20 protein-coding genes are annotated in these 24,665 nt (G+C 60.1%); 1 reads left to right on the plus strand and 19 read right to left on the minus strand.

Annotation, left to right across the window (positions count from 1 at the left end; genetic code table 11):
* Nucleotides 1-35: 35 nt before the first annotated feature.
* The 12 genes from ACSEXS_RS20280 to spoIIID all read right to left on the minus strand — a co-directional run bounded on the left by ACSEXS_RS20280 (nt 36) and on the right by spoIIID (nt 12,040).
* Complete coding sequence (locus ACSEXS_RS20280; RefSeq protein ID WP_438435194.1) at nt 36-1,094, minus strand: glycosyltransferase family 4 protein; 1,059 nt, start codon at nt 1,092-1,094, stop codon at nt 36-38.
* A gap of 261 nt (nt 1,095-1,355) precedes the next feature.
* A complete protein-coding gene (locus ACSEXS_RS20285; RefSeq protein WP_438435075.1) occupies nt 1,356-2,099 on the minus strand; it encodes a WecB/TagA/CpsF family glycosyltransferase in 744 nt (247 codons plus the stop codon).
* Between the two features lie 6 nt (nt 2,100-2,105).
* The gene (gene csaB, locus ACSEXS_RS20290) at nt 2,106-3,305 is read right to left on the minus strand and encodes a polysaccharide pyruvyl transferase CsaB (protein ID WP_438435076.1); all 1,200 of its coding nucleotides are present in this window, start codon (nt 3,303-3,305) and stop codon (nt 2,106-2,108) included.
* On the minus strand, nt 3,281-5,332 hold the full coding sequence (locus ACSEXS_RS20295) for a DUF5693 family protein (protein ID WP_438435077.1): 2,052 nt from the start codon (nt 5,330-5,332) through the stop codon (nt 3,281-3,283). Before ACSEXS_RS20295 ends, csaB begins: the two co-directional genes overlap by 25 nt.
* Nucleotides 5,333-5,489: 157 nt before the next feature.
* The gene (locus ACSEXS_RS20300; protein ID WP_438435078.1) at nt 5,490-7,187 is read right to left on the minus strand and encodes a phospho-sugar mutase; all 1,698 of its coding nucleotides are present in this window, start codon (nt 7,185-7,187) and stop codon (nt 5,490-5,492) included.
* Between the two features lie 70 nt (nt 7,188-7,257).
* Nucleotides 7,258-7,695 (minus strand): 3-hydroxyacyl-ACP dehydratase FabZ, encoded by a 438-nt coding sequence (gene fabZ / locus ACSEXS_RS20305; protein ID WP_438435079.1) that lies wholly within the window; start codon nt 7,693-7,695, stop codon nt 7,258-7,260.
* A 45-nt stretch (nt 7,696-7,740) separates the two neighbouring features.
* A complete protein-coding gene (locus tag ACSEXS_RS20310) occupies nt 7,741-8,316 on the minus strand; it encodes a CDP-alcohol phosphatidyltransferase family protein (RefSeq protein ID WP_438435080.1) in 576 nt (191 codons plus the stop codon).
* A gap of 87 nt (nt 8,317-8,403) precedes the next feature.
* Entirely contained in the window at nt 8,404-8,679 is a 276-nt protein-coding gene (locus ACSEXS_RS20315; protein WP_438435081.1) for a DNA-directed RNA polymerase subunit beta, read from the minus strand.
* 20 nt (nt 8,680-8,699) lie between these two features.
* Nucleotides 8,700-9,572 (minus strand): flagellar hook-basal body protein, encoded by an 873-nt coding sequence (locus tag ACSEXS_RS20320; RefSeq protein ID WP_438435082.1) that lies wholly within the window; start codon nt 9,570-9,572, stop codon nt 8,700-8,702.
* Nucleotides 9,573-9,578: 6 nt separating this feature from the next.
* On the minus strand, nt 9,579-10,526 hold the full coding sequence (locus tag ACSEXS_RS20325; RefSeq protein ID WP_438435083.1) for a flagellar hook-basal body protein: 948 nt from the start codon (nt 10,524-10,526) through the stop codon (nt 9,579-9,581).
* A gap of 25 nt (nt 10,527-10,551) precedes the next feature.
* Nucleotides 10,552-11,568, minus strand: coding sequence for a rod shape-determining protein (locus ACSEXS_RS20330; protein ID WP_438435084.1), 1,017 nt, complete (start codon nt 11,566-11,568; stop codon nt 10,552-10,554).
* Between the two features lie 181 nt (nt 11,569-11,749).
* Nucleotides 11,750-12,040, minus strand: a complete 291-nt coding sequence (spoIIID, locus tag ACSEXS_RS20335) for a sporulation transcriptional regulator SpoIIID (protein WP_438435085.1) — start codon at nt 12,038-12,040, stop codon at nt 11,750-11,752.
* Nucleotides 12,041-12,314: 274 nt separating this feature from the next.
* Between spoIIID and ACSEXS_RS20340 the strand changes: the two genes are divergently transcribed.
* Complete coding sequence (locus tag ACSEXS_RS20340; protein ID WP_438435086.1) at nt 12,315-13,718, plus strand: phytase; 1,404 nt, start codon at nt 12,315-12,317, stop codon at nt 13,716-13,718.
* 108 nt (nt 13,719-13,826) lie between these two features.
* Here the strand turns inward: ACSEXS_RS20340 and ACSEXS_RS20345 are convergent, their stop codons facing one another.
* From ACSEXS_RS20345 to ACSEXS_RS20375, 7 genes are all read right to left on the minus strand, one after another.
* Nucleotides 13,827-13,955 carry a hypothetical protein gene (locus tag ACSEXS_RS20345; protein WP_438435087.1) on the minus strand — a complete coding sequence of 43 codons (129 nt, stop codon included), beginning with the start codon at nt 13,953-13,955 and terminating at the stop codon, nt 13,827-13,829.
* A 46-nt stretch (nt 13,956-14,001) separates the two neighbouring features.
* Nucleotides 14,002-15,561, minus strand: a complete 1,560-nt coding sequence (locus tag ACSEXS_RS20350) for a response regulator (RefSeq protein WP_438435088.1) — start codon at nt 15,559-15,561, stop codon at nt 14,002-14,004.
* Complete coding sequence (locus ACSEXS_RS20355; RefSeq protein WP_438435089.1) at nt 15,536-17,437, minus strand: cache domain-containing sensor histidine kinase; 1,902 nt, start codon at nt 17,435-17,437, stop codon at nt 15,536-15,538. The genes ACSEXS_RS20350 and ACSEXS_RS20355 overlap by 26 nt, the downstream gene beginning before the upstream one ends.
* A gap of 129 nt (nt 17,438-17,566) precedes the next feature.
* Entirely contained in the window at nt 17,567-19,255 is a 1,689-nt protein-coding gene (locus tag ACSEXS_RS20360; RefSeq protein ID WP_438435090.1) for a type 2 periplasmic-binding domain-containing protein, read from the minus strand.
* A 104-nt stretch (nt 19,256-19,359) separates the two neighbouring features.
* A complete protein-coding gene (locus ACSEXS_RS20365) occupies nt 19,360-20,253 on the minus strand; it encodes a carbohydrate ABC transporter permease (RefSeq protein WP_438435091.1) in 894 nt (297 codons plus the stop codon).
* 20 nt (nt 20,254-20,273) lie between these two features.
* Complete coding sequence (locus ACSEXS_RS20370; RefSeq protein ID WP_438435092.1) at nt 20,274-21,245, minus strand: ABC transporter permease; 972 nt, start codon at nt 21,243-21,245, stop codon at nt 20,274-20,276.
* 185 nt (nt 21,246-21,430) lie between these two features.
* A complete protein-coding gene (locus ACSEXS_RS20375) occupies nt 21,431-24,655 on the minus strand; it encodes a cellobiose phosphorylase (RefSeq protein WP_438435093.1) in 3,225 nt (1,074 codons plus the stop codon).
* Between the last annotated feature and the right edge of the window lie 10 nt (nt 24,656-24,665).

Consider the following 24,665-nt stretch of genomic DNA (forward strand, 5'->3'; position numbering starts at 1 on the left):
CCAGTCGCTTGACCGGGGGCTTGCTTTCATTCCAATTATTTCGAGCGGCCCGCCGAGATCGCGCGCTGCAGGAGGTTGATGACCGGTTTCTTCTTCTTGCCGAGGATTCCGATGAATTCGGCACCGATCTCCAGGCCGAAGAGGATGACCACGACGAGAATGACGGTAATCCAGTTCTGCTTCTGCGTCATCAGCACGGCGCAAAGGCCGAAGGTTGCAGAAATGCCGTAGATCATGAGCACCGTCTTGCGCATGCTGAAGCCCAGGTCCAACAGGCAGTGATGCAGGTGGCCTTTGTCGGCGACGGAAATCGGCTTGTTGTTGAGTTTGCGCCGGACGATAGCGAGCAGCGTATCCGAGATCGGCACGCCCAGAATCAGGAGCGGGATGACGAAGGAGACGATCGTCGCCTGCTTGTAACCCATGATCGACAGAATCGACAAGGCATACCCGAGGAACAGCGCTCCGGAGTCGCCCATGAAGATTTTGGCTGGATGGAAGTTGAAGAACAGGAAGCCGAGCGAGCTGCCGATCAGCAGCACGCAGAGCAGGATGACCATCGGGTTTGAGAACGGCATGAGTACGGCCACCGCCATAATCGTCGCAGCGGAAATACTGGAGACGCCAGCGGACAACCCGTCTAGGCCGTCGATCAGATTGATCGCGTTGGTGACGCCGACAATCCAGAACATCGTAATGGGTACGCTGATCCAACCCTGGTTGATCGGCAGCGAGTCGCTGAACGGAATGTTGACGATGTCGATCTCGAGACCGAAGGAAACGGCTACCCCGGCTGCAATCAACTGGCCGAGCAGCTTCAGCTTCGGCGAGAGGTTAAAGCGGTCGTCGATGGCGCCCGTCAGGGCGATGATCGTACCGCCGAGAAGCAGGCCGATGGCGACGTGGTCCTTATCGTTATAGACAATGCCGGGACTTACAATAATGTAGGCGAGCACGAAGGCCAGGAAGATCGCCAGGCCGCCGAGCAGCGGCATCGGCTTCGTATGGACGCTGCGATGGTTGGGAATCGAGACAGCACCAATTTTATAGGCAAATTTGGACATAAGCGGTGTCAGCAGGACGGACAAGAGCATGGATGCGGCAAAACCGATCCCATAAATCCACCAATTCAATGTAGTCAACCCCTTAGGTTCTCTGGCAATCTAGTTCTTTAACAGGACGTAGGCGAGGTCCGCAAGGTTGCAAGGCCTCTTCTTTCTTTTTCGAAAAAGGGCAGCAAAACAAGAAGCTGCGGTAAGCTCCTAACCTACTATAATGACATGTAACCAAATAGACAATCCGGCGAAACAGAGAAAAACCCCGGCTAACGGAGGTCAGCCGGGGTTTTCTGGCTTTTATTTCAGCTTATCTCTTTCTTTCATGACTTTCAGCGCGAATTTTGGCAGGACGAGCATGCGCTTGTAGCGGGTCGGCTCCTTGACGAGCCGGTAGAACCACTCCAGCCGCAGCTTGATCATCCAGCCCGGGGCGCGCTTCAGCTTGCCCGCGAGAATGTCGAGGCTGCCGCCTACGCCCATGATCAGCGGCACGCCGAGCTGCTCCTTGTACCGGTCGATCCACGGCTCCTGGGTGTCGGAGCCGCGGCCCACAAACAGCAGATCGGGAGCGGCCCTGCGGATCTCCTCGATCACGTCCGCATCCTGGTCGGAACGGAAATAGCCGTCGCGGTAACCGGCCAAGGTCGCCTGGGGATACCGCTCCTGCAGCTCCGCCGCCGCCTGGCGGATGGTGGCGGGGTCCGTGCCGAGCAGGTAGACCCGCCAGCCGCGGGTCTCGCCGATGCGGATCAGCTCGTGCATCAGCTCGATTCCCGCCACTTTCTCGGCGACCGGCTTGCCGATGTAGCCCGTGGCCCATACCACGCCGGCGCCGTCCGGAACGATGATCTCGGCCCGCTGGAGCATCGCCAGGTAAGCGGGATTCTCCAGCCCCTCCATCACCATGATCGGATTGGCGGTAATCACCTGGGTGGGCGTCCGGCTCTCAACGGCCTCGACCAGCACCTGGACCGTGTCCGCAAAGCCCAGCTTGCAGAAGGGAATGCCGTACAGGGATACGGCGGGAATACCGGGTCTCATAGACGTTCAACCTTTCTTCGCGAGAAGCTCTGCGATCCGTTCGGCCGGACGGTGAGCCTCGTTTTTGAGCGTTTCGATGAGCGGATGGGCGGATACCGCCCATGCCTCATGCGAATCGAGCAGCAGCATGGCCTCGCGGGCGAGCTTGCCGGCGTCGGGCTCGGAAGCGGAGATCGCCGCCTGCCGGTTCAGCCGCGACAGGAACTGGTCGATCTTCGGGTCGTAGGAGAGGCCGACCACCGGCACATGCTGCGAGGCGGCGTAGATCAAGGAATGCAGGCGCATGCCGATCATCAGGTCGCATTCGCCCACCGCCGCCAGCATCGCCTGCGGATGCTCCAGCCCGGAGGCGATTCGCACGTCGGGCGCTTGCTCGGCGCCCATCCGCCGGACCACCTCGCGCGACGCTTCTTCGTCCGACGGCAGATGGAAGGGCAGGAACCGCACCTCGACGCGGCGATCGCGGCGGATGCGGTTCAGCGCTTCCGCCACCGCGGCGAGCTCCGAGCGGTCGGCGTTCCAGAAGCGCACGGAGACGCCGATGACGGGCGCGGGCTTCTCCACCTTGGCCGCGGAGGCAGGCGCGGAGGCGGGGCTATCCGCACTCGGCGCATCCGGCGCCGAGACGCTTGCCGCCTTCTCCGCGGCTGCCCCCTCCCCTGCCGCCGAGGACCGCAGCGGCAGGCCCATGACCGGGTCCGGGACGACGTCGATCGGGGCCGTGAGCCCCATGCGCCGCAGCAGGTCCGCCGACTCGCGGTCCCGGACCGAGATGTACGCGCAGCGGGCGAAGGTACGGCGGATCGGGCCAAAGAAGGCTCTCCGCCCGACCGGGCCGATCCCCTGCGAATAGATGAAGGTCGGCTTGCCCAGCCACTGAGCCAGCTTGAGGATGGCGAGGTAATAGGGAACCGTCAGCTTGCCGGTGGCGTCCTGGAGCAGGCTGCCGCCGCCGCTGATCAGGGCGTCGCTGCTCCGGATGGCGGACAGCACCTCGGCGGGCTTCATCCGATGGACGGCCTCCACGCCGTACATCCGTTTCGTTCCCTCGGGGTCGCCGGACAGCACGACCGGGCGCACGTCGAGGCCCGCCCGCTCCCCTTCCTCGGCCAGCGCCAACAGGATGGACTGCAGCACGGCCTCGTCCCCGCTGTTATGAAAGCCGTAGTAGCCCGACAGCGCTATCCGACGAACGGTTCTGCCCATTTTCGCCATCCCCTCGCCGCCAAATTCCATAGTCCGATCAGGATAAAGCCGATGACCGCCCCGAACAGCAGGCCGTAGGCCACTCGGATCGCCGAGATGTAGATCGGCGTATGCAGATGAGTGAAGGTTCCGACCATATCCACTTGGCCGATGACGCCGAACAGGAAGATCCACAGCCCGAGCGGCTTCCGGTAACGGAGCCACAGGTACGCCCCGAGAATGAACAGCGGATGGCCGAAGAGGAACTCCTTGATCCGCGGGCGGACGCCGAGGCCGTTCTCGAGGAACGACCGGAACACCATTTCGCCGCCGCTGGCCTGTCCCTCATTGCCGGTACGGGAAATGTAGTAGAGCAGAGCGCCGCCGATGAGAAGGGCGAGCACCACCCACAGCACCGTGATCGGCGAGGCCAGCAGCTTCCGCAGCTTGCGGACCCGCCCGCCGTTCTCCAGGCCTTCGCTGAACAGCAGCAGGTAAAGACCGACGACCGCAAGCGGCAGGAAGCCGAGCAGCTTCACGCCGGTAAACTGGTTCAAGAGCAGGTTGAAGGTGATGTGGTTCAACAGCCCGACCACATAGAACGCTCCGATCAGCGAGAGCAACGTCGTGCGAAGGAAGACATTGGCGACCGTTCCGCTGGCCGCTTCGGCCAACCGGGGCTTCCGCAACCGCCGAATGGCCAGAATCATCGCCAGGCTGGCCGAGCTGACCCCGGACGAGAGTGCAAGCAGCTTGTACAGCATGCCGGGCGAGAGCACATACAGCCCGGCGCTGCCCACGAGCCCGATAGCGAAGACGACGAGCGCCCAAGACGGGAAGAACGCGGCGACCAGGAGCGTGGCGAGGGCGACGCCGCCTACGACCACGAGCGGCTTGAGCACCGCGTGCAGCGGGCTTTCCGTATAAACGAATCGCTCCGCCGGCCCTTTATCGGTGCGGTAACCGGCATCGGCGATTCGGGGTATGGCGCCTTCCTTGCCGTCGAGCGACCGCTCCAGCGCATTCAGCGGATCGGTGATGGTCGCCTTGTCGACATTGCGGTATGCGCGGGCGTTCAGGAAGATCAAGCGGATGTTCCGGTCCTTCACCGCCAGCACAAAGCGGTCGGAGGCGGTCTTGATCCGGTTGTCGAGCTCCGTCGGCGTCAGCGTCGGCGAGAGCTTGTCGGCATCGGCCTCCGTAAACGAATGGGCACGCAGCACATTGTAATGCAGCTTGGCGGCGAGAGTGCCTAGCCCGGCCGGCGTCTTGATCAACTCGACGGAAGCGAGGCCGATCTTGTGTTTATCCATCAGCTCGGCAAAATCCTTGATGTGGTTCTCGTCCCCGATGCCGTAGCCCGGCACATAATCGCCCTCGACGATCAGCGTGCGGGCCCCCGCCCCGGCATAAGCCGACAGGATGCGGTCCATGTCCGCTTCGACGAAGGGCTGATGGCGGTTGGAGATGCGCGGCACAATCCGGAAGCCCTTGGCCTTCAGCTGTTCCAACGCGAGCGGGTCCGGACCGAGCGGCTTGAGCGACACTTCGTCCGGAGACGCGTTGATCGCCAGGCCGGGACGCCCCTGGTAGTCCCAAGTGGAGACGGAGAGGTTATATTTCCCGAACCAAAATTCCAGCTCCGGCTGAAGTCTGGCCCGGGTCGCTTCGTCCGCGAACAGGAGGTAGGTGTTGTTCTCCCGGGGCGAGGACAGGTTGCCGTTCAGCAGGGACACGTCCTTCTCCGTAAACAGGTCGATGCGCCGGGCGAGCTGCAGCTCGTTCAGGGTCGTCTCATACACGGCCACGCCCTGCACGCCCGCTTTCTTCAAATTGTCCAGCTGCTCGGAGACAAAGGTCTGGGGGTCGTCCTTGTAGGCGCTGATCTCCAGGATGTCCCGGTAGTCCATGACAAACTCCACATGTTTCGTGGACCGCTCCGTCTTGACTCTGGCATAAGCAAGCGGAAGCGAGGCGACGAGTCCCAGAATCACCAGGATCCACAGCCCTTTAAGAGCGAGTCGGTTCCATTTTGCGTACCCTTTCACCTTGCCCAACTCCTGTTCCATTCATTTTCCGGAAAAAGGGTCCGCTTGGGACAGCCGGCTAATGGCCTGCCCGTCAAGAGGACCCGTGATTCGCTCCCGGAGAGAGCCTTCTGCCGGGGCTACCCGGCAGAACCCAACCCTGCCGCGTTCAGGCCGCTTACGCGTCGACGCGCGCCAGGACCGCTTCGGACAAGCCGGCAATACGGACCTTGGAGTCCTCCGTGGAGGTTCCCTTAACGGCAAAGTACACTTTGATTTTCGGCTCCGTGCCGGACGGACGAAGCGTGAACCAGGAACCGTCGGACAGCACGTATTTCAGCACGTTTTCCTTGGGCAGGCCTTGAATGCCCAGCGAGTAGTCCAGCACCTCGACGACCTCTGCGCCGTTAACGGCCTTCGGCGGGTTCTGGCGCCAATCGTCCATGATGCCCTTGATCTTCTCGAGGCCTTCCTTGCCCTTCAGCGTGCGGGACTCCAGCTTTTCCAGGAAGTAGCCGTATTCCTCGTACAAGGAAAGCAGCACGTCGTACAGGGTCTTGCCCTGCTTCTTGTAGTACGCCGCCGCTTCGCTGATCAGCATCGAGGCGACGACCGCATCCTTGTCGCGGGCATAGTTGCCGGCGAGGTAGCCGTAGCTTTCCTCATAGCCGAACAGGAAGGTGTGGCTCTTCGTCTGGTCGAACTCGGTCATCTTCTCGCCGATGTATTTGAAGCCGGTCAGCGTGTTCATCACTTCGACGCCGAAGCTCTTCGCGATCACGGCGCCCATTTCGCTCGTGACGATCGTCTTGATCACCGCGCCGTTCGCCGGGATGGCTCCGCGGTCCTTGAGGCTGCTGAGCAGATAGTGGACCATGATCGCGCCGGACTGGTTGCCGGTCAGCACGTTGTATTCGCCCGAAGCGTCGCGGACGACCGCGCCCATCCGGTCGCAGTCGGGGTCGGTGCCGATGATCAGATCGGCGTCGATCTGCTTCGCCAGCTCCACGGCCAGCGTGAAGGCGGCCCGCTCTTCCGGGTTCGGAGACTTCACCGTGCGGAACAGCGCATCCGGCTGCTCCTGCTCCGGCACGACATGCACCTGGGTAAAGCCGATTTCCTTCAGGGCGCGGCGGACGCTGAGGTTGCCGGAGCCGTGAAGCGGGGTGTAGACGATCTTAACCTTGTCGCCCATTTCCTTCGCGGTCTGCGGATTCGGGCTGACGGAGGTGACGGCGTGGATAAACTTCTTGTCCATCTCTTCGCCGAGCCAGTGAAGCAGGCCCTTCTGTTCCGCCGCGGCGCGGTCGATCCGCTTCACGGAGGTGAACAGGTCGAGCTTGTTGATCTCGGAAATGACGGCCGCAGCCGTCTCGGCGACGATCTGTCCGCCGTCCGGACCGTATACCTTGTAGCCGTTGTACTCCGGCGGGTTGTGGCTTGCCGTGACCACGATGCCGGCGGATGCGCCGAGCTCGCGAACGGCAAACGACAGCTCCGGCGTGGGGCGCAGGCTCTCGAATACATACGCCTCAACTCCGTTTGCCGCCAGCACCAGCGCAGCTTCCTGGGCAAATTCGGGCGACTTGTTGCGGGAGTCGTAGGCGATGACGACGGAGTGCGAGCGTCCCTTGTCCTGAAGCAAGGAGTTCGCCAGGCCCTGGGAAGCCCGTCCCACCGTGTACTCGTTCATCCGGTTGGTCCCCGCGCCGACCACGCCGCGCATGCCGCCGGTTCCGAATTCGAGGTCGCGGTAGAACCGGTCCTCCACTTCCTTCGCATCCCCGCGGATCGCTTCCAGCTCCTGCTTGGTCTGTTCGTCCGCGCTGTCCAGCCACAGCTGGTATTCCGCTTGTACCCGTTCGATTTCTGCCATTGTTCGGTTCCTCCTTAAGCGGCCGTGGAGGCAATTCTCCAAAAGCCCCGTACCGCTTGTATGTAATAGGTTATTCGGCAGGCCGGTCGGCCAATGCAAACATCAATTCTCCTTCGGCTACCACGCGGTCCCCCACCTTGGCCACTCCCTGGCCCTTGCCGATGGAGCCCTTGAAGCGGGTGACCGTCATTTCGAGCGTCAAGGTGTCGCCGGGAAATACCTGTCCGCGAAACCGGAAGTTGTCGATCCCGGCGAGCAGCCCCAGCTTGTTGCGGTTGGCTTCCAGTTGGAGCAGCGCGACTGCGCCCACCTGGGCGAGCGCTTCGGCGATCAGCACGCCCGGCATGACGGGATAGCCGGGAAAATGCCCGGCGAAAAACGGTTCGTTCACCGTGACGTTCTTCAGTCCCACCGCCCGCTTGCCTGCCTCGACCTCCAAGATTCGGTCCACCAGCAAGAACGGGTAGCGGTGCGGGATGATTTCCTGAATCTGCTGAGCATTGAACATGGGCAGCCGTCCCCTTTCCGTTTATCAATTTATCGTTCGCTTTCTTCAGCGCTTATGCTCCAGTCCGTCCTTCTTGCCTGCGGCGGATACCTGGGCGAGCGGCGGAGCCTCATCTTCTCCCTCGTTGACCCGTTTGACCGAAACCGCATAGATCGTGGTCGTGACAAACGAGAAAGCGATGACCGCCCAGAGGAACGGAATCGCATGCTCCACCTTCAGAACAATCAGAAGAATGGCCAGATAGAACAGCACGGTGGTCAGCTTACCCATCGCATTGGCCGGTACCGTCTTCTTTCCCCGCACCTTGAAGAAGACCGCCGCGACGATCATGCCCGCATCGCGGAAGACGACGGCCACCGCCGCCTGCCAGGGAATCCAGCCGATGTAGAGGAAGGAAAACACGACCGTCAGCATCATCAGCTTGTCCGCCAGAGGATCGAGCAGCGAGCCGAGCTCAGTGACCTGCTGCCGTTTCCGGGCGATGTAGCCGTCCAGCACGTCGGTAAGTCCGGCCAGCAGCATAATCAGAAATGCCGATTGCACGTGCCCGCTGAGGAAGACATAGAGATACACGGGAATCAGCAGAAAACGCAAAAAGGTCAAGACATTCGGCAATGTCAAAGGTCCGCTCTCCTCACGAAGGATTTCCATCCCCTCATTATACCTAGGAACTGCCGAAAAAAAAACTCCCTTGGCAGGGAGCGGGGGTCAAGAAGCAAAAATAAGATCGAAGGCATGCTTCCAGGTTTGCCATTTCCAGATATCGGATGCGGGCGCATGGCCCAGGCGCACATACCCGATCGCCATTCCGGCGAATAAGGCAATGGCGCACAGAAAGGGCAGCGAGATCCGAAACCAGAACCGGAACCGCTTCTTCTTGCGCGTCGGAGCGGGCTTGCCGGATGGCTTCGCCTTCTTGCCGGCGTCGGGCGATTCCTCGCGGGCCGCAAAATCGGCGCGTTGAGCTTCCCCGTTTGGCTGCATGGCGGCCTCCTTCCTTTCGGTCAACCTCGGAGGTTGTTGGCGAGATTCATCATGGTGTCGGCGGACGAGAGCGCCCGCGCATTCAGTTGGTAGGCTCGCTGGACGAGCAGGAGATCGGACATTTCTTCGGCCATCGAGACATTGGACTGCTCCAGCCAGCCCTGCCGGATGCCAAGCGGCGTGTCCACGGTGCGCTCGGGCGAGTTGGCGTCGAAATCGGCGGGAGCGGCTTCCCGTACCACCTGAGCGATCGCATTGTCCATCCCGGAAGGAACGGTAAACAAATTATTCCCGATTTGCTGCAAAAATTGCGGCTTCACCGCGACGTCGAGCTTGATCTGGCCCAGTCGGACGATGTCGTTGGGCTTATCCTTCGGATGGGCGGTCACGGTTCCGTCCGTCGAAACCTGCAGCGCGTACCCGGCCTGAACCTGAATCGGACCGGTCCGGCCATCCGGGTTCTTTCCCATTACGGGATAGCCTTCCTTCGTGGTCAAGGTCAGCCGTGTCGGGTCCTCCCCCAAGGCCGTCAGCTGAAAGCCCCCGTCCCGGGTATAGGCCGTCTGGCCGTTGGCATTCACCTCGAAGAAGGCATCTCCTTCGACGGTGAAATCGGTGCTCACGCCGGTCTCCTTGAGCGACCCTTGCGTAAGGTCATATTGAACCTGGCTGATGCGGCTGCCCCAGCTTTGCACATAGCCGAGCGGAGACAAGCGGCCGCTCTGCTGGAAGCCTTGGGGCTGGCGCTTCACATTCATCAGAATGTCGGAGAAGCTGGCTTCCTTGCGCTTGTACCCCGTGGTATCCAAATTTGCCATATTGTCGCCCAAGATGTCAAGCTTTTGCTGCAACGCGGTCATGGAAGTCATCGCGGAAATCAGGGATGCGTTCATCGTCCGTTACACCTTCCCCACTTCGTTGACCGCCTTGTCCAAGCTGCGGTCGTAATATTGAACCATCTTCTGGTTGGCTTCATAGGCGCGCAGCGCCGTGTTCAGCTCGACCATCGACTGGGCCGGGTCCACGTTGGACTGCTCCAGGTATCCCTGCCGCAGAACGGCTTGATGGTTATCGACGAGCGTACCGAGCTCTTCGTTGCGCTCCCCGTTCCGGTCGGTCAGCGCCGTCACGGTTCCTTCGTCGCCCGGATTGATCCGGTAGACGCCGTTGCCCTCGCGGACGAGGCGGTTGGGGTTGTCCACCCGGCTCAGGAGAACGCCGAGCTGCCGGCCTGCGGCATCGAGCAGCGGCTGCCCGGTCACGGGATCGAGGAAGCGTCCGTCCGCCGTGGCGGTGACGCTCGTCAGGGCTTGGCCCGTGTCCGGATTCACCAGCTTTACGGGCTGGCCGTCCAGGCCCAGCACCTTGTCGCCGTCGGCGGTGATCAGGTCGCCCGCCTCGCTCACTCCAAAGCTGCCGCTGCGGGTGTAGCGGGTCTCGCCGTCCGCACCCTGCACCGTGAAGAACAGCTGCTTCTGAAACACCCGGTTGCCGTCGGCGTCAAACGCCATGCCGCGGCCGTTGAAGTCGAGACCGTCCTCCTGAATGTCCGAGGCGATGGCGAAGTCGAAGCCGTTCTTGGTTTCCTTCAGGTCGCCTTGCACATAGAGGGACGGGTCTTCCTCGGCGAGCACGCCGGTATTGAGCCGGCCGATCGTCTGCGAGGTGCCGCCCGATCCGGCTTGTCCGCTCGTCAGGGCGATCAGCATCTCCGGGAAAGAGCGGGAGATGGCGTTGACCTGCTTGTAGCCGGGGGTTCTCAGGTTGGCGATGTTATTCGTGATGGTATCGTGCTTGCGCTGCTCGGCGATCATGCCGGAAGCGGCGGTATAGAGTCCTCTGATCATGCGCTCACCTGCTTGTCCCTCGTGATTACAGCCGTCCTGCGGCGGCCGGACGCTTGCGCGCCACCTTGTCCAAATTGTCGAGCATGATGCCCGTTCCCTTGACGACACAGTGCATCGGATCCTCGGCGATCAGCACGGGGACCATCAGCTCCTGGCTGAGCAGTTGGTCGAAGCCGTGCAGAAGAGCGCCGCCTCCGGTCAGGATGATGCCCTTGTCGATGATATCGGCGGCCAGTTCCGGCGGTGTCCGTTCCAGCACCGTCTTGGCCGATGCCACGATGGAGGATACGGGCTCGAGCAGCGCCTCGCGCACTTCCTGGGAGGTGATCGTCACCGTCTGCGGCATGCCGCTCACCATGTCGCGGCCGCGGATGTCCATCTGCTTGTCCACCGTTCCGGGACTGACCGTCCCGATCCGCACCTTGATCTCCTCCGAGGTGCGCTCCCCGATCAGGAGCTTGTACTTGCTCTTGATGTACTTCATGATGGCGGCGTCGAACTTGTCCCCCGCGACCTTGAGGGAGGAGGAAGTCACGATGTCGCCCATCGAGATGACGGCAACGTCCGTCGTTCCTCCGCCGATATCCACCACCATATTGCCGCTGGGCTGGAAGATGTCCATTCCAGCCCCTACCGCGGCCGCCTTCGGTTCTTCCTCGAGAAACACCTCGCGGGCCCCGCCCCGCTCGGCCGCTTCCCGAATCGCCTTCTGCTCCACGCTCGTCATGTTGGTCGGCCCGCAGATCAGAATCCGCGGGGCGCGCAGCCAGGACTTGGCGCCGATCTTGGCGATAAAGTACTTCAGCATCATCTCGGTGACCTCGAAGTCTGCGATCACCCCGTCCCGCATCGGCCGGATGGCAACGATGTTGCCGGGGGTTCTCCCCACCATCTTGCGGGCCTCTTCCCCGACGGCGAGCACCCGCCTCGTCTGGCTCTCGATGGCCACGACCGATGGCTCATCGAGCACGATTCCCCGACCCTTAACATAGATCAATACATTGGCCGTCCCCAAGTCAATCCCGATATCCTTGCTCAACATCCCGACCCGTTCCTCCTCGAACCGTCCGCCCGCCGGGCGATTGCTGCGCCCAAACGCTCTTTCCTATTGTATCGGTGCGCACAGCCTGTTTGCTTATACAAAATTCGCCATAAAAATAAAAAATCCTCCTTTTTCCGATTCTGCGCGGTCCGGATACGGGAGCGGATGCTGGCGGGAAGAATCAGGAATGGGCGGATACGAGTTGTTCTTGGGTTTTGGCTCTCGGGGACTTCTTGTATTTGATCTTGGTCGCCTCTCCTCCTCTCAGGTGGCGGATCGATTTGTGGTATTCCAGAATCGTTTTGACCTGGTTCGCGAGATCGGGGTTGATATCGGGAAGCCTCTCGGTCAGGTCCTTGTGTACGGTGCTCTTGGAAACGCCGAACTCTTTCGCGATGGTGCGAACCGTGTGTTTCGTTTCCACGATGCAGCGGCCGATCTTGATGGTTCGTTCTTTGATGTAATCGTGCACTCGCCTCGCCTCCTCTATTCCAGTTGGAATTGGTACATTATATGAGGGGCAGGCCAAGATATGCTGTGTTCGTACAACGAAATAGAGGGGGATTGTCCTTGCGCGGCGCGGGATTGAGCCCGTTTTGCCGGCGGTCGGCTCCGGAGCGGCAGGCCGGCCCGAAGGCGGTCCGTTTCTTCCTTTAGATAACCTTAAAATAGCCATGACCCTCCCTTAACATAAGGCCTGTACACTGACCTATAGCTCACATCATTATGCGAGGGAGACGAGAACCATGAATCCGGTATATAAAGCAATCCCGGCAGCCGCTCTGGCCGCCGCCCTGCTCGCCCCCAGCCTCCCGGCGGCAGCGGCGGCCAGCCCGGTGCCCCAAGGCTTTGACCCGCTTCGCGCCAAGCTGCAAGCGATCGGCGCAACGGTCCAGTGGAACGCAGAGGATGAGGAAGTCCGGTTTAAGCTCAGGAACGGCATCGTCGGCGTGGTAACCGTCGGAGAGAAGGAATACCGCCTCGCCGGGCGGACAGCCGAGCTGTCGAGGGAGGTTCGGCTGAACAAGGGGGTTACCTATGTCCCTTCGGAGTTAATTCAGCTCGTTCTGGCCGAGAATGCCCGATACGGCAAGCCGGAAGACGCCGTGAAGCGCGTATCGGTTCAGGCGAAGGCCGAAACTGAAGCGGTCGATTCCGGCGACGACGCGGCGGACGATCCCGCCATTTGGGTGGACCCGGCCAATCCCGCCGCCAGCAAACTGATCGCGACGAACAAGGGCGGCGGTCTGCTCGTCTACGATCTGAACGGCCGTCAGTTGCAATCCTACAAGACCGGGAAGATGAACAACATCGACCTCCGCTACGACTTCCCGCTAGGCGGCGGCAAGATTGACATTGCCGCGGCCACGAACCGGACCACCAACACGATCGACGTCTTCGCTTTTCAGGGGAAGACCGGCGAACTGACCGATATCGCCGCCAAGCCGATTCAGGCCAAGATGGAAGAGGTGTATGGAATCAGCCTGTACCATAGCCTGAAGTCCGGCAAATTCTATGTCATGGTCTTGGGCAAAAAGGGCGAGTTCGAACAGTACGAGCTGTCCGACAACGGCAGCGGCCGGGTCGCCGGCAAGCTTGTCCGCGAATTCAAGCTGGCGACGCAGTCGGAGGGGATGGTGGCGGACGACGAATACGGCTACGTCTACATCGCCGAGGAGGACGCCGCCATTTGGAAGTACGGGGCTGAACCGCAGGCGGGAACGACTCCGCTCGCGCAGGTCGACCTTGCGGACGGTCGCCATCTGGAGGACGATATCGAAGGGTTAACGCTCTATTACGCCAAGGATGGCACGGGCTACCTGATGGCTTCCAGCCAGGGCAGCAACAGCTATTCGATCTATGAGCGCGAAGGGAACAACGCCTACCTGGCGAGCTTTCAAATTGTCGACGGCGAAGAAGTGGACGGCACCACCGAGACCGACGGCATCGACGTGGTCGGCTTCGGCTTAGGAGCGGACTACCCGTACGGCCTGTTCGTCTCGCAGGACGACGCCAATTGGCAGGACGGCAAGAAGCAGAACCAGAACTTCAAGCTGGTGCCGTGGGAGGCGATCGCACAGGCCGTACAGCCTCATCTGGCGCTGGGCAATGGGGCGAATCCGCGCGAGCTGGTGTACCGCGGAAAATAGCTTCAATCCGAGGCAGCTTCATAAAAGGTCTTCCGACATTGTCGAACAGCCGCCGACCCGACCGCGCCATGCGCAGAGTGGGGTTCGGCGGCTTTTTGCCATGCAGAGCTAGTTGTCCATGCCGATGCCGTCCCGCTTCATCGCTTCGTCCACCAAATCGCGCCGGGGCAGCTTGGTATGCAGATGAAGCAGAAGCGCCGTGTTGAGGAGGGTGAACAGGAGAATGGCCACGATCAACCGAATCACCTCCTTTTCATCAGCCGATGGAGAGGCTCGGACGGGCTTACGGCATCAACCGCTTTTGCTCGCGGTATTCCAGCGGCGTCACGCCTTCCGTTTCCCGGAAGATCCGGGTGAAGTGCTTGACGTTCTCGAAGCCCACCTTGGCGCTGATCTCGTAGACCTTGTCATCGGTTCCCTCGAGCAGCTCCTTGGCCTTCTGGATGCGCAGCTTGCGCAGGTAGGCGACGAAGCTCTCGCCGGTGTATTCCTTGAACGCCTGGCTGAAATACGTGTAGTTCAGCGAGACATGGTTGGACACCATCGCCATGTTGAGGTTGTCCTGGTAATGGGCGTGGATGTAATCCAGCGCCTTCTGGATCTCCTTCGGGTCGCTGTGGGCCGAACGCATCTGCCGAATATACTGGTCGGTGCGCTCCAGAAGATTCTCTACGCTGTGAAAGTAGTCGTGAAAATGGTCGAAATTGTAGATGTTCCCGGCTTCCCGGTAAGCCTTCAGAATCTCGATCGATTCCTCTCCGTACAGTTGGTAAACCTTGTCGAAGATGAGCTCGTTGATCGCCCGGCTGATCCCCTCGAGGTAGCGGATGTCGTAGCGGACGACGGTCTTGATGTCGAGCACATGCAGCAGCAGACGCTTCATCTCCGCTTCCCGGCCCATGCCGAGCATGTTGGAAATCTTCGTGATTTCGTCGATCGGCAGGGTATAGGCGGTGTCCCGGTCCTTGATCGAGCTATAGGCGATAACGCCCGGCGCGGATTGCAGTAGGAAATAATGCAGGGCCTGCCCCGCCTGCCCGTAAGCCGTCTTGACCTGCTCCATCCCGGCGGCGCGTTCGCTTAAGCCCATGCGGACCGTGAAGAAGTTGCGGTCCTGAATCTGCGCGGCCAGCTTGCGGAACAGCTCTTCGCGCCGGGCCAGCAGGATGAGCCGGTTGTCCTTGTCGTAAAATCGGGTATACGGCTCGCCTTCCTGCAGCAGGTCCTGCAGCAGGCTGTCGACTTTGGTCAGGTACTCGATCCGGTTATCCGGCTGGCGCGACTCGGAGATCTTGATCAGGCCGACATAATACCCCTCGTCGAGCCAATGCTGATCGGCCCGGGCCAGATGCTCGCGAATCTCCCCGGAGCCGATCCGGTCATGGATGAGCACGTAGTTGTACTCGCTCGCGATAAAATCCTCGCGCATGCGCTCGGAGAACAGCGATTTCGCCGCCCATTCGTCCTGCCGCTTGCGTTCCGACTCCAACCGCGCCAGCGTCTGGAACAGCTCCTCGCGGACGATCGGCTTGAGGAGGTATTCCTTCACCTCGTTGCGGATGGCCTCCCGCGCATACTGGAAGTCGTCGTGGCCGCTCAGGATGACGACCGCCGGCTTCTCGGGAAATTCCTGGAGCCGGTTGATCAGCTTGATGCCGTCCATCACCGGCATGCGGATGTCGGTGATGACCAGGTCGATGCCCTCGCGGACGGCGATGGCCAGCGCCTCCTCTCCGTCTCCCGCCAGGAAGAAGGCATATTGACCGGGAAACTGGCGCTCGATCATCGCCCGAAGGCCCAGCCGAATGTTCTGTTCATCATCGACGATCAATAATTTGCGCATCTTGCGGATTTCCTCCGGTCAATATGAGATAAGGCAAGGTGATGATGACCCGGGTGTAGCGCCCTTCCTCGCTCTCCGCGCGAATCCCGTATTCCTTGCCGTAATACATGACGATCCGCTGATCGACATTGCGCAGCCCGATCCCGCTGCCTTCCCGTTCGGAGGGAGGAAGCTGGTTGCGCCGCTCTTGATACTCGGCGTCCTCCATGCGGATCATCAGGTTGAGCTCGAGCAGCCGGGCGGGCGACATGCCGGTGCCGTCGTCCTCGACCTCAAGGAGCATCTGATCGCCCCGGCTGTAAGCGCGGAGGGTCACCGTCAGCCCATCCTCGGCACCTTCGGCGTTCATGCCGTGCTTGACGGCGTTTTCCACGATCGGCTGCAGCGACATCTTCAGCACCTCCTGCTCCAGGAAGGGAGCGGGGATGTCCAGCTTGAGCGACAGCCGGTCGTTGTAACGGATGTTCATGATCGCCATGTAGTTCTGGATATGGCTGATCTCTTCCTGAAGACGGACATGGTTGCTCGTCCACCTCAGATTATACCGCATCATGCCGCCGAGAGAAGTCAGCGCGTCCGAGAGGATATATTGCCCTTCGATCTCGGCCATCATCTTCAGGTTCTCCAGGGTGTTGTAGAGGAAGTGCGAATCGATCTGGTTGCGCAGACTCTTCAGCTCCGCTTCCTTGGCCGAAGCCTGCCGGTTGACCGCCTCGACGATCAGCTCGTTCATCTTCTTCATCATCTGGCGGAAATTGTTGGCGAGCTCTCCGACCTCGTCCTTGCCGTTCACCGGAATCTCCACCTGAAAATTCCCCTTGCGGACCTTCTTCATCGAATCGCGAAGGATCTTGAGCTTCTTCAGAATGATCGATTGGAGAAAATACGAAATGAGCGACAGCAGCACGATCAGGACGATGGTGGCGGCGATGATCGTATTGCGCCAGCGCGTAATTTGCGAGATCGACCCCTTCATCGAGACCAGGTTCAAGACATGGACATCCAGCTTGTCGATGGCGGTCTGGATGCAGAGGTACGGCTGGCCGTTATAGGTAAACGAGAAGCTGGACCCTTCTCCGGCGTGGCGGGAGAATTGGCTCTTGATCTCGCTGATTCCGATGTCGTTGTAGAACCGCGACTGCTTGTTGGTATAGACCCTTCCGTCCCGGTCGATCACCATCAACTGGGTATTGGGGTCCTGCACCGAGCTGAAAATATTGGTGAAAAAATCCTCGATCTGCACGCTGAGTTGCATAACCCCGATGCTGCCGCTGTAGTCGTTGCGGATCGTTCTGAGGGCCATCACATACGTCTCGCGGGTGGCGCTTCCTTCGTAGCGTTTGGTGAGCTCCTTGTCGTCCTGGTCGATCTGCCACCGGACGTTCTCTGCCTGTTTCTTCACCAGAGCCGGCCACGGCTTATCCTGAATCCGCTTCTCCTGAAAGATAATCGGCCAGAATTCGGGCACGTTCGGATTGGCGGTAAAGACGCGAATGGTCAGCGATGGATTGCTGATCGTCAGGTTAAGCAGGTTCTGAAAAGCAAATTCCCGGAAATCCAGCAGTTCGTCCACTTCCGGCACTGCCGTATTTTCAAGCATCTTCTTGAGCAATTTATCGGACGAGACAATCTGGGTGGTGTTCTCGATGCTTTCGATTTTGTTGATGATGCTGTTCTTCTCGGTCTCGAGCAGGTATTCCGAATTGCGGGTTGCATCCGCGAGCTTGCTCGTGTACATCTGGTTGAACAGGTACCAGGAGAAGATGACGATCGGAACCAGAATGATGATGACATACGAAAAGATCAGCTTGAATTGGATGGACAGCCCGTCGATCCACTCTACCATTCGTCCGATGCGGAACCGTCTCTTCCTCATCCGAAATCCCCCGCCCTGTGCTTGCTCGGAGCCCGCTCTGCCGGCGGCCCCTATCCTTAGCTTATCATAGGAAGAAGCCTGACCGAAAACCGAAGTTTAAGGTCAGGCTTACCGAAACCGGATGTTTGCTTACTTGCCGGCTCCCAGCTTCTTCACGTTTTCTTCGTAGGCCTTTTGCTTGTAGGCATCGACCTTGTCTTTGCCTGCGGCCTTGATGTCTTCCTGATATTTGCTCCAGATCTTGTCGAAGTCGGCATCCGACTTGGCCATCAGGAGCTTCGGCAGCGCTTTGCCCCACAGCTGAGCCATCTTGGAGTTGGCGACGCCTTCATCCGAGTTGCCGGTCGGGGCGATGTTGTCGAACTGCGACATGGAGACGGACTTGCCCTTCGTCCAGTCTTCGAGCTGTTTGGACGGTTCCACCGAAGGCGGAGCCCATTGCAGAATCATGTTGGTGTCCTGCATCATCCAGAAGGTGAAGGACGAGCCGAACTGCTTGTCGAAGGCCGAGCGGTCTTTGTTCAGCAGCTCCAGCGCTTCCGGCTTGAACTGATCCTTGCCGTCGATCGTGTCGTAAGAGAAGCCCTTCTCGCCGAGGTACAGGTCCTTGTTGCCTTCTTCGCTGATCAGGTAGCTCAGGAATTCGATGGCGCGCTTCTTGTCCTTGACGTCCTTGGAGATCAGCGTGACCGTCCAGCCCGAGATGCTGGGGCCGGCGAGCGTCGGTTGGTCGCCGTTCGAATTCTTCGGACCGTCGATGGCGATGTAGGCTTTATTCGGGTCCTTCTGGTAGAGGGAGATGTTCTGGTTGGCAAAGTCGGTGCGTTGGTACAGCATCGCGAAGTAGCGGCCTTGGGCGATCTTCTCTTCCATCTGGGCGCGTTTGTCGATGAAGATGTCCTTGGCGAGCAGGCCGTCCTGGTTCGCTTGACGGAACACCTTCAGCCACTTGATGTATTCCGGGTCGGTCGAACGGTCATACAGCTTGCCGTCCTTCTCCTGCGGGATGGCCAGGAAGTTCTGCAGGTAGCCTTCGAGCGAAGTGTTGCCGGTTTCGCCGAATTCGTGCAGGCCGATCGGGATCAGCGGTTGGCCGTCGACGGTCGGGAATTTTTCCTTCGCCAGCTTCAGGGCGTTCAGGAAGCCTTCCGGGGTGCTCATATCGGGCTTGCCGATCGCTTCCCACATGTCCTTGCGGACTTCAAAGGTTTGATTGGAGGTGAAGTTTTCGCCGTATTTCTTGTAGTCCTCCGCGGAAGCCGAAGAGTTCGGATAGCCGTAGACGTTGCCGTCCGGCTGGGTGTACCAGCCCATCTTGGCGGTGTCCGCTACCTTGAAGAAATACGGGTCGTATTCTTTGGCCAGCTCGTTCAGCGGCAGAACCATCTTGCCTTCGATCATCTTCTTGACGGCGTCTTCCCACCAGCCGAGGGTAATGAAGTCAGGCAGCTTGCCGGAGGCGAGCATCGTGTTCAGCTTTTCGTTCTCGTTGCCGGCCGGGACGATGAAGTTGATGTTAACGCCGGTCTTCTTCGTCACGTACTGGCTCGTGGGATCGACGCCCCACTTGTTCGGGAACCAAGAGAAGTTCAGGTACCAGTCGAACGTGATCGGACTCGTGTCGCTCTTCCAGCCCGGTTCGTCCGCGTTGGCCGAAGGTGCGGTCGAAGCGGCTGCGGATGCCGATTCGGACGGCTTCGCCGAGTCGGAAGGAGAAGGACTCGCGCTTTCGGAGTTCTTGCCTCCGGAGCAGGCTGCCAGCGAGAAGACCATGGACGCCGCCAGCAGGGAAGTGGCGATTTTTCGCGTTTTGCCCATCTGATTTTTACCCCTTTTCATGAATGAGATTGATGTATTAGCAATCTTCGCCGGTTGGACAAAGATCGGTAATCGGTTACATTTGGCGGACGATCAAAGGGCGCTTAGCCCTTGATCGATCCAATCATGAAGCCTTTGACGAAGTACTTCTGCAGGAACGGATAGACGAACACGATCGGCGCCGTGGTGACGACCATCGTCGCCAGCTTCAGCGACTGCGAGGTGACGGCCCGGGACACGTTGCTCGGCATGGCCGCGATCATCGTGTTCGCTCCGGTGCTGGAAGAGGCCACCACGCGATAGAGGAAGGTCTGGATCGGCTGCAAATCCATATTGTTGATGTAGATGACGCCCGTAAAGTAATCGTTCCATTGATACACGCCGTGGAACAGCGCGATCGTCGCCACAACCGGCATGGACACCGGGATGATGACCTTGTAGAAAATCTTGAAGTCGTTGGCCCCGTCGATCTTGGCCGCCTCTTCCAGCCCGTCGGGAATTTCCCGGAAGAAGGTCAGGAAGATGATCAGGTCCCAGAAGCTGAAGGCCGCCGGTATGATGTAGACCCAGAACGTGTCGATCAGATGCAGGTTGCGGATCAGCAGGTAGGTCGGGATCAGGCCGCCGCCGAAGAACATCGTGATCGTACCGATCAGCATGTAGAACTTGCGGCCGATCAGCTCTCGGCGGGAGAACGCGTAAGCGACCATCGCCGTAAAGAACACGTGCAATACGGTGCCGACCACCGTTTTGGCGACGGTGATGCCCATCGCCGTCATGATGCCGGTGCTGTGAAACACCGTGCGGAAGCTGTCGATACTGAAGATGCGAGGAAACCAGTAAATTCCGCCGCGCATGGCGTCCGTGCCGTCATTGAAGGCATTGACGAGCACATACCAGATCGGGTACAGCGTAAGAAAGCAAACAATCAGCATCAGGAGGTTGTTCACGACGTCGAAGACGACTTCCCCCCGCGTTCTTCGGTTCATGGAAAACATATTCGGTCACCGTCTCTTCTCTAGAATAGGGAGGTATCGTTGAGCTTCTTCGTCACGGCGTTGGAGCCGAGCAGCAGGAGGAAGGCAATAACGGACTTGATCAGGTTCACCGCTGTGGAATACGAGAAGCGCGAATTGATAATGCCCACCTGGTAGACATAGTAGTCGATGACGGTGCTTCGGACTTCGTTCAGCTGGTTGCGCAGCACGAGGATTTGGTCAAAGTTCGAGTTGAGCATGCCGCTGACGGCCAGAATAAACAGGATCGAGATCGTTCCCTTGATCGAAGGAAGGGTGATGCTGAAGATTTTCTGAAAGCGGCCGGCTCCGTCGATGGTAGCCGCTTCGTACAGCTCGGGAGAGATGCTGGAGATCGCCGCCAGGTAGATGATCGCGGACCAGCCAAGCTCCTTCCAGATATCCGAGGCGACGACGATTGTCCAGAAATATTTCGGTTCCGCCAGATAAGAGATCGGCTGATGAATCCAACCGAGAGACATCAGAATCTTGTTCATTACCCCGACGTCGGCCAGCCAGTTGGCGAGAATCCCCCCCAGGATGACCCAGGACAGAAAGTGAGGCAGGTAGGAGATCGTCTGAATCGATTTCTTGAACAGGACCGAACGGACTTCGTTCAGCAGAATGGCGAAGATGATCGGCAGGGGAAACCCGATGACCAGCTTCAGCAGGCTGATGCCCAGCGTGTTGCGAATGACGTAACCCAGATTCTCGTCGTTGAAAAATTCGCGAAAATGCTCGAGACCCACCCAGGGGCTGACCGAACCGGGAATGATATTGTAATCCTTGAAGGCGATCGTGATCCAGTACATCGGAATGTAGTTGAAAATGATCATCCAGGCGACGCCGAGCAGCGCCATCACTTGCAGATACCGCTGTGTAACCAATTTACCAGCTAGTTTCTTCCATTTACCGGCTTTTTTAACCGGCTTCCTCTCTGTGTTTGCAGCTTCGATTCCGACTGTGGAGCTCATAGCCGGCAGCACCTCCGATTTCTCCTATCCTGTGATGAAAGCCCTTTCTATCTCTAGTTTATTGCCTTTTGGTCCATATGAATAGGACCGGAATTTTATATGGAGGATCATTATTTCAGGTTTCCGGGCCTAAGAGGAAACCGATTTCGTTGACGGGTGCCGTCCTAAGCCCGGATGCCGGAAATTTAAGCGAGCTGCACTTCGATGGAGCGGACACCTCCGCGGCGAACCTTCTCCGCCCAAGCGCCGGAAACCGCCGGACCGTCGACCGTAAGCTCGCTTCCGTCCTTCGCCGTCAGCCGCAGGGAACGCACGGCAGCGGCATTCTCCCCGTAGGTGGAGGCTTTGCCCGGATTGCGGTAGGTCACTTCGGTGTGTCCCAGGAAGCGGAAAGCCACCGACCCTGCTTCGTCGAACAGCCAGGAAGGCAGTACCGGACGAAGCTGCAGCCGCAGCTCGCCGTTCTCCCAGGCAAACGGCTTGGCGCCCGCCATCATGCCGATCCACATGCTCAGGAATTCGGCGGTGGAGCCGCTGAGCCGGGCATAGAAGCCGCGGCCGACCACATGCGGGTCGGGATTGACGGCCGTCGCGATGAACGACGAGTTCTCCAGCGTGCTGCGGCCATAGACGGCCGGGTCCATGAAGGGAACGAGCGAGCGCTGCATCTCTTCCTCGCATTCTTCGTACAAGCCGCTCTTCAGCAGCTCCAGCACATATTTGTAGGACATGTGCATGAAGACGGACTCCCGCTCCAGCCAGCCGGCGGTAAAGGCGCGGATGCGGCCGATTTCATGCGATTCGTTCTCCAGGCTGACCGAGGTCTTGAACATCCGGAGCACCGGGTCGTACAGCTCGGACTGCTTGATCTTGGAATGAATGGCGCGCGCTTCTTCCGGGCTCGCCACGGTTTTGAGGGCGCGGGCCGGGCCCTCCAGGAAATGCGGGAGCGCTTCGCCGCGGAACTCGCGCACGAGGACCTTCGGCAGACCGTAATGCGTCTTGGCCGGTTGGCCGTTCGCATCCAGCACGGGCTCGAACCGCGTCGCCTCGAAGCGGAAGTAGGTGGGAACCAGTCCGCCGCCCATGGCGGTCGCGCGCTCGATGCCGAGCTCGATCACCTGTAGGAAGCGGCGGCCGATGCCGCCGAGCTCGGCCAGAGCGAGCTCTTCCTCTGCGCCGGAGAGGCCGAAGCGGATCGTCTCCCGGTACGCTTCCCGCGCGCCTGCCACCTTATCCCAGTAGGCGAAGGGGTCCAGGCTGCCTGCCAGCCGGTCGTCCGCGAGAGCGGAGACCGTGCGCAGGAAGGCCAGGATCTCCACCGGCACGCGCACGGCGCGCTCCGGGAATTCTCCGCAGGCTTCGGCCAGGAAGGTGAGCAGCCGCTTCAGCTCGAAGGTCTCGCTCATCCCCGAGCCGACGATGCCCGGCAGGCCGTTCATGGCATCGTTCCAGCCCGGCTTGTTGGCTTCCATCTCGATGCCCATGCCGTAGGGATCGAGCGTGGCGAACTTGGTCAAGCCAAGCGACAGAAGCTTCACGGTCAGGTCGGTCGCATAGACTTCTCCGAGGCCGTGTGCGGTCTTCAGCCAGTGCGTTCCCTTGAGGCCGATGCCCAGCTTCTGCATCTTCTCCTCGTCATGGACGATGGCCCCGTACTGGCGAACCTTGCCGTCCTTCAGCACGTACTTCTCGCTGCGCGGCAGCACGCGAACCGGACTGTCGAAGAAGGTGTAGCTCCGCTCGCCGAACAACAGCGCTTCCTTGCGGTCGGGGTAGATCGCCAGATAGGCGTCGATCAGGTCCATGTTGTAGGTCCAGTGATCGGACCAATAGCCTTCGCCGAAGTTGGCCTCGATCCGCTGATCGGATAGGCCGAGCAGCCGGTTCAGGAATTCCTCGTCGCTTACCGACAGCCGGATACCGCGGTCGGCGAGGAACCCGATGACTTTGCCGGGCGTGAAGGCCTTGCCGACCAGCGCGGCAAGCTCCTCGCGGCTGCCGTCCACGGTCTCCTTTAGGCGCTGCGCAAGCTCCTCCGACCGCGAGGCCGGCACCGCGAAGCTGGTGCCCTCCACGCCAAGCGGGTTATAGCCGTCGGCTTGCATCAAGCTGAAGAACATGCGGATGTTGAACGTGCCGACTTCCGGATGGAAGAACACGTCGTTCCGCCGGTTCTGGTTGGCGTCGCGGAAATTGCCGTTGCCTTGGGAATAGAACTCCGGCAGGATCGAGAAGAAGTTGTAATCGCGCTCCAGGTCGCCGTGCTTGCGCGAATAGAGATGAACCACCTTCGGCTCCTCGCCGTCCTTGCCGCCGAACAGGAACGGATAGCCGCCGCGCAGCAGGTTATCCAGGTAGCATTGGCGGGCGTAAGCGTCGACGAGCGGCTTGCCGGTGCGGGTGGCGATGTCGTCGGTCAGCTCGGCGACGAGCCGGTTCGCTTCCGCGCGCTTCGCGCGGACATAGGCGGCGGACACCAGCCGGGACGCCTGGGCGTTGATCCGCTCCGCGCGCGATACATGGCCGATGAACGTGTACACGTTGGCGGCCGCTCCGGCGGCAAGCCGGACGGCTTTGCCCGTGAAGCCGCAGGGGATTTTGTTGTAGGCGTATTGGGGCCTCTCGGTCAGCTCGGCAACGGGCTGCGCGGCGAAGACATCGGGAAACGCCAGCGACGTGTTGTCCCCGAAGACGAGGTCCGGGTCGACGATCGGCGAGAGCAGCTCCTCTTCATCCGAGAAGCTCAGGTAGAAGTGGCCGCTCACCACTTCGCTGACCTCGGCTTCATCCCCCGTGCTGGACCGCACCTTATAGAAAGGAATGCGGTTCTCCCGGTTGCCGACCTCCATCCAGCTGCGCAGCAGGTGGCCGACTTCCTTGAAGCCGCCGTTCTCCACGCCGTACGGGAGAATTTCCGGCAGTCCGTCGAGCAGCTCGAAGCTCCGCTCGCTTCCGGACTCGTTGATGACGGTAACCTGGCGCACCAGGGCGGCAAAGTCTTCGCCGGGCACTTGGAAATAGACGACCTTCACCGTCAGGCCGAGCCGGCGGTGCGTTTCCTCGAGGGAGATCTCGTTGGCCCTCACCCGCATCGTCCGCCGCGCGTCCGGATCGGGGCGCGCCGTCTGGAACGGCTCGTAGAGCTCGCCGTCTTCGAGCTTCAGGAAGGTGCGGAAGCCGCTGGCCGACACCGTTTTGTAAGCAATGGCCGCAGGGGAAAACTCCATGATCGGGCTATTCTTGTCGCGGATGCCAAAGCCGCTGATCGCCTGGCCGCGGTTGACGTAGAAGGTCCACATCGGGATGCCCTTCAGGCCCGCGAGGCCCGGCAGGAAGCTGGCGAACGGCTTCGCTTCCGGGTAGTTCTCGATGACAAACGTATCTTGCTCGAACGAATAATGACCCATGCTCGTTCAG

Origin of the sequence: Gorillibacterium terrae, from assembly GCF_051594785.1 — a bacterium.
Lineage (GTDB): Bacteria > Bacillota > Bacilli > Paenibacillales > NBRC-103111 > Gorillibacterium.

Coding starts and splice junctions, on each gene's coding strand:
- ACSEXS_RS20285 (WP_438435075.1), bottom strand. CDS start 2,099: ATGAGACCCGGTATTCCCGCCGTATCCCTGTACGGCATTCCCTTCTGC.
- ACSEXS_RS20315 (WP_438435081.1), bottom strand. CDS start 8,679: ATGCAGCCAAACGGGGAAGCTCAACGCGCCGATTTTGCGGCCCGCGAG.
- ACSEXS_RS20280 (WP_438435194.1), bottom strand. CDS start 1,094: ATGCTCTTGTCCGTCCTGCTGACACCGCTTATGTCCAAATTTGCCTAT.
- ACSEXS_RS20360 (WP_438435090.1), bottom strand. CDS start 19,255: ATGGGCAAAACGCGAAAAATCGCCACTTCCCTGCTGGCGGCGTCCATG.
- fabZ (WP_438435079.1), bottom strand. CDS start 7,695: ATGTTCAATGCTCAGCAGATTCAGGAAATCATCCCGCACCGCTACCCG.
- ACSEXS_RS20300 (WP_438435078.1), bottom strand. CDS start 7,187: ATGGCAGAAATCGAACGGGTACAAGCGGAATACCAGCTGTGGCTGGAC.
- ACSEXS_RS20320 (WP_438435082.1), bottom strand. CDS start 9,572: ATGAACGCATCCCTGATTTCCGCGATGACTTCCATGACCGCGTTGCAG.
- ACSEXS_RS20340 (WP_438435086.1), top strand. CDS start 12,315: ATGAATCCGGTATATAAAGCAATCCCGGCAGCCGCTCTGGCCGCCGCC.
- ACSEXS_RS20350 (WP_438435088.1), bottom strand. CDS start 15,561: ATGCGCAAATTATTGATCGTCGATGATGAACAGAACATTCGGCTGGGC.
- ACSEXS_RS20330 (WP_438435084.1), bottom strand. CDS start 11,568: ATGTTGAGCAAGGATATCGGGATTGACTTGGGGACGGCCAATGTATTG.
- csaB (WP_438435076.1), bottom strand. CDS start 3,305: ATGGGCAGAACCGTTCGTCGGATAGCGCTGTCGGGCTACTACGGCTTT.
- ACSEXS_RS20370 (WP_438435092.1), bottom strand. CDS start 21,245: ATGAGCTCCACAGTCGGAATCGAAGCTGCAAACACAGAGAGGAAGCCG.
- ACSEXS_RS20365 (WP_438435091.1), bottom strand. CDS start 20,253: ATGTTTTCCATGAACCGAAGAACGCGGGGGGAAGTCGTCTTCGACGTC.
- ACSEXS_RS20355 (WP_438435089.1), bottom strand. CDS start 17,437: ATGAGGAAGAGACGGTTCCGCATCGGACGAATGGTAGAGTGGATCGAC.
- ACSEXS_RS20375 (WP_438435093.1), bottom strand. CDS start 24,655: ATGGGTCATTATTCGTTCGAGCAAGATACGTTTGTCATCGAGAACTAC.
- ACSEXS_RS20325 (WP_438435083.1), bottom strand. CDS start 10,526: ATGATCAGAGGACTCTATACCGCCGCTTCCGGCATGATCGCCGAGCAG.